The organism is Serratia sp. 1D1416, assembly GCF_003641105.1.
In the GTDB taxonomy this organism is placed as follows: domain Bacteria; phylum Pseudomonadota; class Gammaproteobacteria; order Enterobacterales; family Enterobacteriaceae; genus Serratia; species Serratia ficaria.
This window is the reverse complement of sequence record NZ_CP032738.1, coordinates 2,746,682-2,761,010: the sequence shown is the minus strand read 5'-3', so window position 1 is coordinate 2,761,010 and position 14,329 is coordinate 2,746,682. Positions and strand designations below refer to the sequence as shown.

The 14,329-nt window shown below is 57.4% G+C and carries 18 protein-coding genes, 1 pseudogene and 1 riboswitch; of the genes and pseudogenes, 17 read left to right on the top strand and 2 right to left on the bottom strand.

Translation table 11 applies throughout. The features are described 5' to 3' along the window. Nucleotides 1-178 precede the first annotated feature (178 nt). The 9 genes and pseudogenes from D7I37_RS13225 to lipA all read left to right on the top strand — a co-directional run bounded on the left by D7I37_RS13225 (nucleotide 179) and on the right by lipA (nucleotide 5,226). Nucleotides 179-364, top strand: coding sequence for a hypothetical protein (locus D7I37_RS13225; RefSeq protein WP_129543760.1), 186 nt, complete (start codon nucleotides 179-181; stop codon nucleotides 362-364). Beyond that, a complete protein-coding gene (locus D7I37_RS13220; protein WP_129543759.1) occupies nucleotides 354-749 on the top strand; it encodes a hypothetical protein in 396 nt (131 codons plus the stop codon). Before D7I37_RS13225 ends, D7I37_RS13220 begins: the two co-directional genes overlap by 11 nt. Further along, a complete protein-coding gene (locus tag D7I37_RS13215) occupies nucleotides 749-1,162 on the top strand; it encodes a hypothetical protein (RefSeq protein ID WP_129543820.1) in 414 nt (137 codons plus the stop codon). Before D7I37_RS13220 ends, D7I37_RS13215 begins: the two co-directional genes overlap by 1 nt. Nucleotides 1,163-1,295: 133 nt before the next feature. Continuing rightward, nucleotides 1,296-1,553 (top strand): hypothetical protein, encoded by a 258-nt coding sequence (locus tag D7I37_RS13210; protein WP_129543819.1) that lies wholly within the window; start codon nucleotides 1,296-1,298, stop codon nucleotides 1,551-1,553. Nucleotides 1,554-1,814: 261 nt separating this feature from the next. Further along, a pseudogene (locus D7I37_RS13205) lies at nucleotides 1,815-2,261 on the top strand (dATP/dGTP pyrophosphohydrolase domain-containing protein); the annotation flags it as partial. Between the two features lie 179 nt (nucleotides 2,262-2,440). Then, nucleotides 2,441-2,785 carry a hypothetical protein gene (locus D7I37_RS13200; RefSeq protein WP_129543818.1) on the top strand — a complete coding sequence of 115 codons (345 nt, stop codon included), beginning with the start codon at nucleotides 2,441-2,443 and terminating at the stop codon, nucleotides 2,783-2,785. 56 nt (nucleotides 2,786-2,841) lie between these two features. Further along, nucleotides 2,842-3,105, top strand: a complete 264-nt coding sequence (locus tag D7I37_RS13195; protein WP_129543817.1) for an excisionase — start codon at nucleotides 2,842-2,844, stop codon at nucleotides 3,103-3,105. Continuing rightward, on the top strand, nucleotides 3,074-4,159 hold the full coding sequence (locus tag D7I37_RS13190; protein ID WP_129543816.1) for a tyrosine-type recombinase/integrase: 1,086 nt from the start codon (nucleotides 3,074-3,076) through the stop codon (nucleotides 4,157-4,159). Before D7I37_RS13195 ends, D7I37_RS13190 begins: the two co-directional genes overlap by 32 nt. Nucleotides 4,160-4,260: 101 nt before the next feature. Further along, nucleotides 4,261-5,226, top strand: a complete 966-nt coding sequence (gene lipA, locus D7I37_RS13185) for a lipoyl synthase (protein ID WP_061799272.1) — start codon at nucleotides 4,261-4,263, stop codon at nucleotides 5,224-5,226. A 94-nt stretch (nucleotides 5,227-5,320) separates the two neighbouring features. Here lipA and tatA read toward each other — a convergent pair whose 3' ends face one another. Then, nucleotides 5,321-5,536, bottom strand: coding sequence for a Sec-independent protein translocase subunit TatA (gene tatA, locus D7I37_RS13180; RefSeq protein ID WP_061799270.1), 216 nt, complete (start codon nucleotides 5,534-5,536; stop codon nucleotides 5,321-5,323). 345 nt (nucleotides 5,537-5,881) lie between these two features. Continuing rightward, nucleotides 5,882-5,944, top strand: a riboswitch (Fluoride riboswitch). 78 nt (nucleotides 5,945-6,022) lie between these two features. On the opposite strand from tatA, the gene crcB reads away from it, so the two are divergent. The 3 genes from crcB to D7I37_RS13165 all read left to right on the top strand — a co-directional run bounded on the left by crcB (nucleotide 6,023) and on the right by D7I37_RS13165 (nucleotide 8,502). After that, nucleotides 6,023-6,406, top strand: a complete 384-nt coding sequence (gene crcB / locus D7I37_RS13175) for a fluoride efflux transporter CrcB (RefSeq protein WP_061799269.1) — start codon at nucleotides 6,023-6,025, stop codon at nucleotides 6,404-6,406. 302 nt (nucleotides 6,407-6,708) lie between these two features. After that, nucleotides 6,709-7,305, top strand: a complete 597-nt coding sequence (locus D7I37_RS13170; protein WP_061799268.1) for a TetR/AcrR family transcriptional regulator — start codon at nucleotides 6,709-6,711, stop codon at nucleotides 7,303-7,305. 6 nt (nucleotides 7,306-7,311) lie between these two features. Further along, entirely contained in the window at nucleotides 7,312-8,502 is a 1,191-nt protein-coding gene (locus tag D7I37_RS13165; protein WP_061799267.1) for a Bcr/CflA family efflux MFS transporter, read from the top strand. A 69-nt stretch (nucleotides 8,503-8,571) separates the two neighbouring features. On the opposite strand, the gene cspE is transcribed toward D7I37_RS13165, so the two are convergent. After that, nucleotides 8,572-8,781, bottom strand: a complete 210-nt coding sequence (cspE, locus tag D7I37_RS13160; RefSeq protein WP_002210315.1) for a transcription antiterminator/RNA stability regulator CspE — start codon at nucleotides 8,779-8,781, stop codon at nucleotides 8,572-8,574. 346 nt (nucleotides 8,782-9,127) lie between these two features. Here cspE and D7I37_RS13150 point away from each other — a divergent pair, with 346 nt between their 5' ends. The 5 genes from D7I37_RS13150 (at nucleotide 9,128) to D7I37_RS13130 (ending at nucleotide 14,182) form a co-directional block, all read left to right on the top strand. Continuing rightward, on the top strand, nucleotides 9,128-10,294 hold the full coding sequence (locus D7I37_RS13150) for a M20 peptidase aminoacylase family protein (RefSeq protein ID WP_061799266.1): 1,167 nt from the start codon (nucleotides 9,128-9,130) through the stop codon (nucleotides 10,292-10,294). A 188-nt stretch (nucleotides 10,295-10,482) separates the two neighbouring features. Continuing rightward, complete coding sequence (locus D7I37_RS13145; protein WP_095096202.1) at nucleotides 10,483-11,808, top strand: LLM class flavin-dependent oxidoreductase; 1,326 nt, start codon at nucleotides 10,483-10,485, stop codon at nucleotides 11,806-11,808. A 90-nt stretch (nucleotides 11,809-11,898) separates the two neighbouring features. Beyond that, complete coding sequence (locus D7I37_RS13140; RefSeq protein WP_061799263.1) at nucleotides 11,899-12,426, top strand: GNAT family N-acetyltransferase; 528 nt, start codon at nucleotides 11,899-11,901, stop codon at nucleotides 12,424-12,426. Between the two features lie 30 nt (nucleotides 12,427-12,456). Next, nucleotides 12,457-13,344, top strand: coding sequence for an amino acid ABC transporter permease (locus D7I37_RS13135; protein WP_061799262.1), 888 nt, complete (start codon nucleotides 12,457-12,459; stop codon nucleotides 13,342-13,344). A gap of 10 nt (nucleotides 13,345-13,354) precedes the next feature. Further along, nucleotides 13,355-14,182, top strand: coding sequence for an amino acid ABC transporter ATP-binding protein (locus D7I37_RS13130; protein ID WP_129543815.1), 828 nt, complete (start codon nucleotides 13,355-13,357; stop codon nucleotides 14,180-14,182). Nucleotides 14,183-14,329 lie beyond the last annotated feature (147 nt).

Sequence of the window (14,329 nt, the reverse complement as noted above, 5' to 3'; positions counted from 1 at the left end):
GCAACCGGCGGGCGCGGATAACACTTTGGGTTCCGATTGCCGGTTATGCCGACTGCTTCAAAATCAGCAACCGGCGGTGGCAGGTATACAACGCCAACACCCCGCCATTCGTGTGGCAGCACGTCAAGCCATCACGCCGCCAGCGCCGCGCACAACGGTCAGTATCTCAGGAGAAAAAATGAGTAAGTTTATCTGGTTACTTCGCATCTTGGTCTTGGCTGTATCGATGCTGCAGGTTGTAGTCATTGATGTCACTGAGAATGGAACCATTGGGTATGTCGTGGGTGGGGTTTTCTTTTTGGCTTACTGCTGGGCTGTGTTGAATCTGTTGGACTACCTGAAGGATACCCCTGATGGACAATAATCTGAGCGAACTGAGCAAGCCGGTGGCGACTGTTGACGTTCAACGCGGCCGACCAGATGGAAATATGTTTGCCGTTGCATGGAGTTCAGCGGGCCATGCGTTGCCGGATGGCCCACACTTCATTTACTCGCAAGAGTACGTCTCCGCCCTGGATAAGGTGGCTCAATTTTGGATTGGAGAGTCTGCCGGATGGAAGAAGCGCGCCGAGGCAGCAGAGCAGCGCGTATCTGAGGCGGAGATCAGGGGCGTAGAGAAACTGGCGGAAGCATTCAAGTCATGGGCCAGTGACGAAACCTTCCCAGATTATGAAGCGCAGCGGCATTGGGCCACTGCGAGCCAAGAGGCGTTTTCTTTCGCTGATGACCTTCGCAATGGGGAGCTGTGATGATCGATAAATATCTACTCGAAGATCTAAGTTTGCGGAATGATGAGAAAGGCGAGCTGGCACGATGGGTTATCCAGCTCCAGGCAGGTGTAGGCACAGAACAGCGCAAGTCGGCATCGCTAGAAAGCGTCATTTACGCTCGCGATACGCGCATCGCCGAGCTGGAATCTATCGCTACCGATTATGCCGGAAAGTTCCAGAAGGCACAGGATGCAGCCAAACATCTAATCATCATGAATGACAGCGCTCAGGCGGAAATTGCACACCTGAAAGCGTTGCTGGCTACGCCGGTGCGGTTGCCGCGACCTTCATGCACTTATGCAGACCACAGTTACCCAGCGTATTCGCGTAAGCAGGTTGAGGAAATTCTCACTTCTGCCGGGATGTGCTTCACCGTAGAGGGGGATGAGTAGATGCATTACTTCACTGGAGTAAACCTCATAATCGTGGGGATTGTCCTCGCTCTTGCTGCATGGTCAGTCATTGAGTTAGCCCTCTGGCTGCTCAGCTTCATTCACATATCTATTGGTTAAAGGGAGAAGGATCATGACGGAGCTTACTAAAGAAGAAAAGAAATGGGTAAATGACGTACAGAAGGTGCTGAACCGCTGCCCGTCTGAGCGCTTGGGGTTTGCAACGGCAGGTGATCGCAACATCATCATATACGATAACGCATTCTCGCAAGCTATCGAGGACCACATTTTTAGCAGCGGAACGGGGGACTTCATCCCTACCGCTGATCGGCTAGGCGCGCTGCTGGGTGAAATGACTTTCCCGGCCAACGTCGAATCTACAGCAAGTTAAGGGGGATGCATGACACTAACGACTGAATGGCTGAAGGAGCGGCTGAAAAATCCGCGCTCCGGCACTGAGTTTGAGTTAATCACCGAGGTGTTGGCTAACCGGGAGGCGCAGCCGGTGCAAGGCCTTGAGCTGGCAGGCTGGCAATTCAAATCAGTAAATGGAGACTGGCTGGGTCTTATTGATGAACACGGCAAGAACCAGGCCGTTCGTGAGGGGTGCGAGGTTCGCAAGGTTTACGCTATTGCTGATTCACCTAATGCTCGGGATGCGGTTCGCGAAGCTCACGCCGAATGGTCACGGTCAACATTCGGCAATGTCGGCCCTATTGGCCCGCTAAAACACCTCAGCAAAGAAGCACTGGAGGCCGCAGACAAACCTGATGACCTCAGCGAGTGGGCTGATATGCAATTCCTGCTGTGGGATGCGCAACGCCGTGCTGGCATCACTGACGAGCAGATCACCCAAGCAATGATCGAAAAGCTATCGGTGAACAAAAATCGCGAATGGCCGGAGCCGAAAGACGGCGAACCGCGACTGCACATCACCGCCCCGCCAGCGCCAGCAGTGCCAGAGGCAATCAGCACGCGACAGGCCATTGTTAAAATGGAGGCCCATGAACCGTGCGACTCTATTAACGTCGCCTACAAGCTCGGATGGAACGCCTGCCGCGCCGCAATGCTGGCAGCAGCACCGGAGGGCGGCAAGTGAAAGTGTTCATTTTCTGGCTCGTCATCACGAGCCCTATCTTGTTTCTCTTCAATATTATGGGCTGGCTTACAGTGTGCATCTGGGCTTTAGACACCGTACTGCTCACCCTATTAACTCGTCACGCAGTTAATCGTAATCGCGATGACGGCGATAGCTGGGGCGGGCTATAGGAGGTTGGTATGGCAAAAACAGATGCAGAACGTAAAGCAGCACAACGGGAGCGCCAACGCAAATCAGGTGTTGTACTTTTCGAACTAAAGCTGGATCAGCAAGAAATCGATATGTTGCGGGAGAACTGTGCGGCACGCCGCCCGCAACGCGAGCCATATGACATGGACGAATACATAACCATGCTGATCAGGAAAGATAACGCCGAATTAAAAAAGCAGTTGGCGGCACGCAATAACCGGTGCTGCGGTAAGTGCAAAGACAAGCTACCAGGCGATCCTGAAGGCTGTTACTTCCTCGGTGATTCTGAGTGCTGGCAAACCTATGGATGGCACGAAACTAAATTAACAGTGTGACATGTCACGATTGAATTAATGCCCGTATGCGGCGGGCTTAACGTGTGGAGATAACCATGAAATCAATAACGCTGACAGAGTGGGCCGAAAGCAAATTCAGCCAGCCATATAAAAAGGGGACGCTTTGGATGTGGGCCAGAACGGGACGCATATACCCACCGCCGAAAAAAATCGGGCGGAATTGGTGGGTAAACCCAAGTGCGGAATATGTGAACCCTCATAACCCCAAAGACGTGGCTCAGAAGGCTAAGCCCACCAGCGAATATAATTTAGTGGAGCGTATAAAACATGGCTGCAAGACCGAGAATAAAAAAGCATAAAGACCTGCCACCAAACTTGTATGAAAGCGGTGGTAATTATCAGTGGCGCGATCCTCGAGATGGAAAGCGCTACGGACTTGGCACAGATAAAACGTCAGCCATCAATGAAGCCGTTGAAGCTAACATTATGATTTATAATATGCAGAATAAAGTCAGGCTAGCTGACAGGTTGCAAGGTGCTGACGTTTTAACTCTTAGTAGCCACCTTGATCGGTATTTTTTGATCCTCAAGAAACGTGGATTAGCTACTGCCACTCTCCGGCAGCGTGGCCTACAGATTGGCTATATCAAGGAAAGAATGGGTGATCTGCTCCTGTCCCGTGTTACCACCAAAGATATCGCAGAAATGATGGAGGTCTATACAGAGCAGGGAAAGAAAGCCACGGCAGGGAAAATGCGGCAGATCCTTAACGATGCTTTCAATGAGGCAATCGCCACTGGCCATTTGAGAGAGAATCCAGTAACCCCAACCAAGACACCAGCAAACAAAGTTAAACGCAGCAGGTTAATCATTAGCGAGTACCGCCAAATATTGGCAGAGACTGGAAGCGGTGAGCCTTGGGTAAAAAACATGTTTGATTTGGCGCTTGTGACCGGACAGCGGCGGGAAGACTTGGCAGAGATGAAATTCAAGGATAGCCATGATGGATTTTTGTGGGTGACCCAGATCAAAACTGGGGCCAGAGTTTCTTTGCCTCTGAGCCTGTCAATTCCTGAAGAGGGTTTGGTACTTGAGGAGGTTATTTCGAGGTGTCGCGCCTCTGGTGTTGTAAGCAAATATTTACTGCATACAACCAGGGGGGCTACAAAAGGCAGCGGGTTGAAGCCAGGAACATTATCAAAGGGATTCAGTACAGCGAGGGATAAAACGGGCCTTAGCTGGTCAGGCACGGAGCCAAGCCTCCATGAAATCAGGAGCCTTTCAACTCGATTGTATACAGACCTTTACGGTAAAGAGGTTGCTCAAGCCATCATGGGGCACAAAACAGCAGCCATGACTGACCTCTATCGTGATACAAGAGGGGCTGAATGGATCACCGTAAAGGTGATATAGTATTACCAGAATTTTACTATCATTTTACTACGGCCTTTTAAGTTGTTGAATTTAAAAGATAAATAACAAGGTCGAGTTTCGTAACTGGAACCTGCACGATTATGAGTAAACCAATTCAGATGGAACGCGGCGTCAAATACCGCGATGCAGACAAAATGGCGCTGATCCCGGTAAAAACCGTGGTCACCGAACGGCAGGAGCTGTTGCGTAAACCCGAGTGGATGAAAATCAAACTTCCTGCCGACTCAACGCGCATTCAGGGCATCAAGGCCGCGATGCGTAAAAACGGTCTGCATTCGGTGTGCGAAGAAGCGTCCTGCCCGAACCTGTCTGAGTGCTTCAACCACGGCACAGCCACCTTCATGATCCTCGGCGCCATCTGTACGCGCCGCTGCCCGTTCTGCGACGTAGCCCACGGCCGCCCGATCGCTCCGGACGCCAACGAGCCGGAAAAACTGGCGCAAACCATCGCCGACATGGGCCTGCGTTACGTGGTGATCACCTCGGTTGACCGCGACGATCTGCGCGACGGCGGCGCTCAGCACTTTGCCGACTGCATCGCCGCCATCCGCGCCAAAAACCCGACCATCAAGATCGAAACCCTGGTGCCGGACTTCCGCGGCCGTATGGACCGCGCGCTGGAGATCCTCACCGCGACCCCGCCGGACGTGTTCAACCACAACCTGGAGAACGTGCCGCGCGTCTACCGCCAGGTTCGCCCGGGCGCCAACTACGAGTGGTCGCTGAAGCTGCTGGAACGCTTCAAGGAAGCCCATCCGCATATTCCGACCAAGTCCGGCCTGATGGTCGGCCTGGGGGAAACCAATGCGGAAATCGTCGAAGTGATGCGCGACCTGCGCCGCCACGGCGTCACCATGCTGACGCTGGGCCAGTACCTGCAGCCAAGCCGCCACCACCTGCCGGTGCAGCGTTACGTCAGCCCGGCCGAGTTCGATGAGATGAAAGAAGAAGCGATGGCGATGGGCTTTACCCACGCGGCCTGCGGCCCGTTCGTTCGTTCGTCCTATCATGCCGATCTGCAGGCGAAAGGGATGGAAGTGAAGTAAGCGCGGTAATAGTTTGTTACGCTTCACGCGGCGGAAACGCCAAAAAACGGATGTCCTGGCGGCATCCGTTTTTTATTGCTCGGCCTGAGCGGGTTTAAACGTCTTTTTTCTCGACGCTCTGCTGCTGGGCGGTCTGGCTCTCGGCAGCGTTGTTGGCTGCCGGCGGCGTATTGTCGTCGCCGACCGCTTTTTTGAAGCCCTTCAGCGCCGCGCCCAGATCGGCGCCCAGCGTGCGCAGTTTGCTGGTGCCGAACAGTAAAATGACCAATACGGCAATCACCAGAAGTTTGGTAATACTGATACCTTCCATACTCACCTTCTCATTCATATAGCGCTGTGCATACAGCGAGAAAACTAACCTTGCCTGCGGATATTTACCTACTTTCACCGGGCTAAAACAACAACAACATGTAACAGAGTGAGATCTTTCGGCCAAGCCGCCGGTTAAAAGCGCGCCACGCGCGGCGGGCCTGGCACCGGCGCCCTCAGCCGGCTAACTTAATCACTTAATAACTTGGTAAAACACTTGGGCGCCTCAGCGCTGATAGAAGGCATGGCGGCGTTTCTGATTTCCATTTTGCGCTCCCCGCATGTGCAGATACTACAAAACAGGTCGGGTTGGGTGTAACATCCACCTGCGCGGCAAAAAAACGCGCAGTGCCATGGAGATGACATTCCTCCCAAACCGCCTTTGCAGGCTGATGATGTCTACGTAACCGCTCAGCGAGGGGAACGTAGCATTGCGCCCGAACCTTTCTGAGCCTTATTTGTCCCCATTGTGAAAGGGTATTGCACCATGTTGAGTTCCTTACTGGCGGTATTTGTTGGCGGCGGCCTCGGCAGCGTATTGCGCTGGGCGGTGAGCATGAGAATGAATCCGCTTAATGCGCATATTCCGCTCGGTACCTTGACGGTCAATCTGGTCGGCGGTTTTGTCATCGGTTTGGCCATCGCCATCTTTACCCGCATGACGCACCTGGACGCTAACTGGAAGCTGTTGATCACCACCGGCTTCTGCGGCGGCCTGACCACCTTTTCCACCTTTTCGCTGGAGGTGGTGTATCTGATGCAGGACGGGCGCTTCGCCTGGGCGTTGGCGAATATGCTGCTTAACCTGGCCGGCTCGCTGGCGATGACCCTGCTGGCCTTCCTGTTGGTAAGCTGGATCAGCGGGCGATAATCGCTTTCCGCCGGCGGTCTTAATGTTTCCTTAATCTTGCTTGCGCATAATCTCATCCAGTATCTTTGACTGGATGGGAGCCTTTGATGTTTAGCCTGCCTAAAACCGCCGCTGAAATCGCCGCAACCCTGCTGTGCCTGCTGATTGTCGCCGCTTTTATCAAGGTTTATCTGTTCGCCTGACCCTTTTCCCCACGGCGCCGCACATTAATATTGCCCTCGCCGGCGCGCTTGCACTACAATTGAGAATGAACGTTCACACCCAGAATGAACAACCCTCACTGTTGGCAAAGGATCGGGGATATGGCAACCACTCTCGACGGCAGGCAAGCCAAAGCGCAGGCCCGCCGGGATCAGATCGTGTCGGCGGCGAAAATATGCTTTCGCCACCGTGGCTTCCACGCCGCCAGCATGGCGGAAATCGCGCAGGGCTCCCAGCTCAGCGTCGGCCAGATTTATCGCTATTTCGCCAATAAAGACGCGATCATCGAAGAAATCGTTAACCGCATCATCGCCAATAAAATGCAGCGGCTGGAAAATCTCGGCGATCACATCAACCTGATCGCCGACACGCTGGCGGCGCGCACCCTGTTCCAGCAGCCGGGCGAAAACGAAACCGACCATATGCTGATGCTGGAAGTCACGGCCGAAGCCACGCGCAACCCGGTGGTGGCCAAGATGCTCAGCGATGCGGAGGCACGGCTGTTCCGCCACGTCTGCCATAACCTGCAGCGGCTGTATCCCCACTTCAGCGCGGAAGAAATCGCCGCGCGGGTGGAGTTTATCGCCGTGATGAGCGAAGGCACCGGTTACCGCATCCTTACCACGCAAAAAGCCGATGTCACCCTGTTGCGCGAGCTGTATCAGCAAGCAATCTCCCACCTGTTCAGGAAACCTTGACTCCCCATGACCAGACACTTGGCCAGACAACGTCTGGCGTACGCCGTAGTGCTTGGCCTGCTGGCCGCACTTGGGCCACTGTGCACCGATCTTTACCTGCCCGCCCTGCCGGAGATGGCCGGCGAGCTGAATACCTCCACCGCCAGCGCGCAGCTTAGCCTGACCGCCGGCCTGCTCGGCTTGGGGGTCGGGCAGCTGATTTTCGGCCCCTACAGCGACAAGCTGGGCCGCATGCGTCCCTTGCTGCTGTCGCTGGTGCTGCTGCTGGCCGCATCGCTGTGGTGCGCGCTGGCGCCGACTATCGATCAGTTGCTGATAGCCCGCCTGCTGCAGGGATTGGCCGGCGCCGGCGGCGCGGTGATTTCACGCGCCATCGCCCGCGATCTGTATGCCGGCCATGAGCTGACCCGCTTCTTCGCCCTGCTGATGCTGGTCAACGGCCTGGCGCCGATCGTCGCCCCGGTGCTGGGCGGCGCCATGCTGCAGCTTATGGACTGGCGCGGCATCTTCGGCGTGCTGGCGGCCATCGCCGTGCTGCTGTTCACCCTTTCCAGCCTGAAGCTGAGCGAGTCGCTGCCGCCGGAGCGCCGCAGCCAGGGCGGCATTCTGGCGATGCTGCTGTCGCTGGGCGGGCTGCTGACCCAGCGCCAGTTTATGGGCCTGTGCCTGACGCAGGGCTTCGTGATGGCCGGCATGTTCGCCTATATCGGCGCCTCCCCTTTCGTTCTGCAGCAGATCTACGGCCTTAGCCCGCAGATGTTCAGCCTGTGTTTCGCCATTAACGGCGTGGGGCTGATTATCTCCGCGCAGCTGGCCAGCCGCCTGAGTTCGCGTTGGGGGGAGATCCGGGTGCTGAAAGGCGGTTTGACGCTCGCCGCCGCCGCGTCGCTGCTGCTGTTGCTGGCCGCCCTGCTGCAGGCGCCGCTGGTGTTGCTGCTGGTGCCGCTGTTCTTCTCGGTAGCGGTGATCGGCATCGTCGGCCCGACCGCGTCTTCGCTGGCAATGCAGAGCCAGGGGGATAAAGCGGGCAGCGCCTCGGCGCTGATCGGCGTATGCATGTTCGCGCTCGGCGCCTGCAGCGTGCCGATTACCGGGCTGGGCGGCACCTCGAGCGTATCGATGGCGCTGACCATCGTCGGCTGCTACGCCATCGCCATCCTGCTGTTCAGGCTGCTGGCGCGCAAAACGCCGGCCTGAGGCGCGACAAAAAACGGCAATAAAAAACCCGCTCGGTGAGCGGGTTTTAAGAATTTCGGCTACTGTAGCTTAGATAGCGATAACGTTAGCAGCAGATGGCCCTTTGGCACCGTTCGTGATTTCAAATTCTACACGCTGGCCTTCAGCAAGAGTTTTGAAACCATTGCTAGCGATGGCAGAGAAGTGAACGAAAACGTCCTTGCTACCATCTTCCGGAGTAATGAAGCCGAAACCTTTGGATTCATTAAACCACTTAACGCTACCTTTAATCTTAGACATCAAACTTACCTTTAACGTGAATGTAAGACACAAGAAGTGTGTCCATTACAGTACAGCAATTGGGCCGGTTTTTGTCCACAACCTGGATCACATAAAACCGATAAAAAGTGAAAAAATCCGTATGGCGCGCTGTAAATTGCCCGCACCGCTTGCCATCGCTTTGCGCAGCAGCCCAATCCACTGGCAACGCCGGCAAACAACGGTCGAACGCCTGTCGCACCCCGCCAAACGTCGCATTGACGGCCCGATGCAGACGCAATCGCTATGAAATATAACCAGATGGTCTTTTTGCTTCGGCCCGCCCTGCACTAGGGTTAATGATTATTTACCACTGTGAGCCAAGCCTATGACCAGCCAACTGGCCGAGAAGATTGTCGCCTACCGTCGCGAACTGCATCAGAACCCGGAACTTTCCAACCGCGAATTCGCCACCACCGCCCGTATCACCCGCTGGCTGCAAGAGGCCGGCATCCGCATCCTGCCGCTGGAACTGAAAACCGGCGTGGTGGCGGAGATCGGCAGCGGCCAGGGACCGATCATCGCGCTGCGCGGCGACATTGACGCCCTGCCGATCGAAGAAATTTCCGGCGTGCCCTTCAGCTCGCAAAACAGCGGCGTCATGCACGCCTGCGGACATGATTTTCACACCTCGGTGATGCTCGGCGCCGCGCTGCTGCTGAAGGCGCGCGAGGCCACCCTGCCCGGCACGGTGCGCATCTTCTTCCAGCCGGCCGAGGAAACGTTCAACGGCGCGCAGCACCTGATCGACGCCGGCGCATTGGATAACGTGGCCGCGGTGTTCGGCCTGCACAATGCGCCGGAGCTGCCCACCGGCACCTTCGCCACCCGCGCCGGGCCGTTCTACGCCAACGTCGACCGATTCCAGATCCTGATCACCGGCAAAGGCGCGCACGCCGCCAAACCGGAGCAAGGCGTGGACACCATCGTTACCGCCGGCCAGATCGTCGGCGCGCTGCAAACGCTGCCGAGCCGCAGCTTCAGCTCCCTCGAGTCGCTGGTGGTCAGCGTCACCCGCATCGAAGGCGGCAATACCTGGAACGTGTTGCCGCAAACCGTGGAGCTGGAAGGCACGGTGCGCACCCACAGCGACGCGGTGCGTCGCCAGGTGCCGGAAAAAATCCGCCAGGTGATCGGCGGCGTCGCCGCCTCGCTGGGCGCCCAGGCCGAGTTGCGCTGGCAGCCGGGGCCGCCGGCGGTCATCAACGACGCGCGCTGGGCCGCCTTCAGCAAAACCGTCGCCGCCGAAGCCGGCTATCGGGTGGAGGAAGCCGACCTGCAGATGGGCGGGGAAGACTTCGCGCTCTACCTGCATCACGTGCCGGGGGTCTTCGTCAGCATCGGATCCGCCAGCGAGTTCGGCCTGCATCATCCGCGTTTCAATCCGGACGAGCGGGCCATCTTCCCGGCTTCGCAATATTTTGAACTGCTGGCCGAACGTACGCTGCAGCAATTAACCGCCACAGTAACGGAAAAAGCCACCAGCAACGCCTGAATATCGGCAATTATTATTTCCCCGGCGCGGTAAATACCGTGCCGGGGTTTATTGTTTTCTTCGCCTGGATATTTGCTGTTTTCAACATTTGAATATGCTGTTTTGTTGTTTTACATCCCGCCAGCGCTCATCAATAGTGTTGACATCAGACGCAGCGCGCCCCTGCGGCGCATTACAGGATGAAAGCAATGAGCAACAGCGCTAACCCCCAACGGCAACTTCGCCTTGGCGCCATTCTGCATGGCGCATCGGGAAATATGTCCGCCTGGCGGCACCCGGACGCCACCGCCGACGCCAGCATTAATCTCGATTTTAATATCGCTGCGGCTAAAAAGGCCGAACAGGGTAAATTCGACTTCGTGTTCGTGGCCGACGGGTTATATATTAACGAGAAGTCCATTCCGCATTTTCTTAACCGATTCGAACCGCTGACCCTGCTGGCCGCGCTGTCCGCCGCCACCGATAAAATCGGCCTGGTCGGCACCCTGTCCACCTCCTACAGCGATCCCTTTACCGTGGCCCGCCAGTTCGCCAGCCTGGATCACCTGAGCAAGGGGCGCGCCGGCTGGAACGTGGTGACCTCGCCGCTGGAAGGATCGGCCAAAAACTTCTCGCGCGACGCGCATCCGGAGCACAGCCTGCGTTACCGCATCGCCGGCGAATTCCTCGACGTCGCCAAAGGGCTGTGGGATTCCTGGGAAAACGACGCCTTCGTTCGCGACAAAACCAGCGGCGAATTTTTCCGCGCCGGCAAGCTGCATACCCTGAATCATCAGGGCGAGTTTTTCTCGGTGCAGGGGCCGCTGAACATTGGCCGCACCCCGCAGGGCCGCCCTATCCTGTTTCAGGCCGGCGCCTCCGAAGACGGCAAACGGTTGGCGGCCGCACATGCCGACGCCATTTTCACGCATCATGAAACCCGCGAACTGGCGCAGGCGTTTTATCAGGATGTGAAACGCCAACTGGCGGAACAGGGGCGCGAACCGGACGACCTGCGCATCTTCCAGGGGGTCAGCGTGATCGTCGGCGACGACCAGGAAGACGTCGAGCGCCAATATTGGGAGACCGCCCGCCTGGTCAGCATCGAGAACGCCCTCAACTACCTCGGCCGTTACTTCGAACATTACGATTTCTCTCGCCACCCGCTGGATGAGCCTTTTCCGGATATCGGCGAGCTGGGGCAGAACAGCTTCCGCAGCACCACCGACGCCATCAAGCGCAATGCGCGCGAGCGCAATCTGACCCTGCGCCAAGTGGCGCTGGAAGCCGCTTCGCCGCGCCCGGTATTCGGCGGCACGCCGGAGGCGGTGGCGGACGGCCTGCAGAGCTGGTTCGACGGCCGGGCCGCCGACGGCTTTATCATCAGCGGCGGCACGCCGAATTCGTTCGGCCACTTCGTTGATCGGGTGGTGCCGCTCCTGCAGCAGCGCGGCCTGTTTCGCAGCGATTATCACGGCGAGACGCTGCGTGAACACCTTGGGCTGAAACAGCCGCTGAACCGCTTTACCCAATAATAAGAATATTTTTCGGGGATATCCGCTATGCAGAGAACCTTTACCGCCACGGTATTGCCGGCTGCGCTGGACGATTAGGGGAACATGTCGATGGCTAATGACGTTTTTATTCAGACGCTGCCGGACGATCCGCTGATCGCGCCGGTGATTGAGGGGTTGTTCGGCGAATATCGCCGGCGCTACGGTGACTATTTCGGTGACCAGGAGCAGGAATCGCTCGACCTGTACGCCCCGCCGCAGGGTGCCTTTATCGTGCTGCTGCGCGGCGGCGCGCCGATCGCCATGGGCGCTTTCAAACGCTATGACCCGCAAACCGCCGAACTGAAGCGCATCTGGACGCGCAGCGATCTGCGCCGCCAGGGGCTGGCGCAGCGGGTGCTGCAGCAGCTGGAAACGCTGGCGCTCGGGCAAGGCTACCGCCAGCTTTATCTGACCACCGGCTTTCGCCAGCCCGAGGCGGTGGGCCTCTATCTGAACAACGGTTATCAGCCGCAGTTTGACCCGAGCATCGACAGCGAGATCTACAGCCGCCCGCCCTACGATGGCCGGCTGCCGTTTCGCAAAAACCTGATAACAGAGGACGCGCTCTGTTGCGCGTCCGAGAGGAAGATCGCCTAAGGCCCCGTTATCTGTTTCAGGAGAATTGAGATGTCCAAACAAGAAGTATTGAAAGTGGTGCCCGCACGCTACCCGCTGCGGCTGGTGGGCGCGCTGTTTTCGCTGTTTATTCTGGCGGCGATAATACAATCGGTAGCGGCCAACGAACGTTGGGAATGGCCGGTATTCGCCGAGTGGTTCTTCGCCCCCGCAGTGCTCTCCGGGCTGGGGCAAACCTTGTTGCTAACGCTGCTCGGCACGCTGTTCAGCATCATCTTCGGCACCCTGTTGGCGCTGGCGCGGCTGTCGCGATCTTACCTGCTGGCCTCGCTGGCCTGGGGCTATATCTGGCTGTTCCGCTCGCTGCCGCTGATCCTGGTGCTGATCATTCTGTACAACTTTTCATACCTGTACGATTCTATCTCACTGGGTATCCCCTTTACCTCGCTGGCGTTCGCCAGCTACCCGACCATTGATATTCTCGGCCAGTTTTCCGTCGCGGTGCTGGGCCTGACCCTGGTGCAATCGGCTTACACCGCCGAGATCATCCGCGGCGGCATTCTCGGGGTGGATTACGGCCAGCACGAAGCGGCGGCGGCGCTCGGCCTGCCCGGCTATCGCCGAACCTTCCGCATCATTTTGCCGCAGGCGCTGCGCTCAATCATCCCGACCGGCTTCAACGAAATCATCAGCCTGGCGAAGGGCACCTCGATCGTCTACGTGCTGGCGCTGCCGGAACTGTTTTACACCATTCAGGTTATCTATAACCGCACCCAACAGGTGATACCGCTGCTGATGGTCGCCACCGTTTGGTACCTGTTCATCACCACCGCGCTGTCGGTGATCCAATATTACATCGAACGCTACTTTGCCCGGGGCGCAGTGCGCGAATTGCCGCCGACGCCGTGGCAGCGTCTGGCCGGCTGGCTAAAACGTTAGGAGAGTCTCTATGTCTGAAGCCATTGATTATTATGCATTACGCGAACAACCGGTGCGCCACTTCAACCCGGTGCCGGCGCGCGGCCTGATTGAAATCAGCAACGTGAGCAAGTATTTCGGCAAGCACAAGGCGCTGGACGACGTCAGCCTGACGCTGCAGCCGGGCACGGTAACGGTGATCCTCGGCCCCTCCGGCTCCGGCAAGTCGACCCTGTTGCGGGCGATCAATCACCTGGAGCGCGTCGACGAAGGCTTTATCCGCATCGACGGCGACTACGTCGGCTACCGCCGCAAGGGGGATCGGCTGTACGAGCTGAAGGAAAAGGCCATCCTCCGCCAGCGCATCAACGTCGGTTACGTATTCCAGAACTTTAACCTGTTTCCGCACCTGACGGTGCTGGAAAACATTATCGAAGCGCCGGTAGTACATAAGATCCACCGCCGCGAACGGGCGAAAGAGGTGGCTTATGAACTGCTGGACACCGTCGGCCTGCGCCACAAGGCGGACGCCTATCCGCGCCATCTGTCCGGCGGCCAGCAGCAGCGCATCGCCATCGCGCGCGCGCTGGCGCTGAACCCGAAGGTGATCCTGTTTGACGAGCCGACTTCGGCGCTCGATCCCGAGCTGGTCGGTGAAGTGCTGGACGTGATCAAGGGGTTGGCGGATCTGGGGGTTACCCTGGTGGTGGTGACGCATGAGATCGGCTTTGCGCGCGAGGCGGCGGATCGGGTGGTGTTTATGGTCGACGGTCAGGTGGTCGAACAGGGCGACGCCCGCCAGGTATTGAACCACCCGCAGCACCAGCGCACCGTCAATTTCCTCAACAAAGTACTGTAACCGGCGGGGGCGCCGCAGCGCCCCGGCAGATTAGACCGCGAAGCGGCGTTTTTCGGCGGCGTATTCCCATCGATTTTCCCTTTCAGCATTGAATGAAATCAGGATGAAAAATAGCCTGTGGCGGAAACCCCGTTAAATACCGTTATC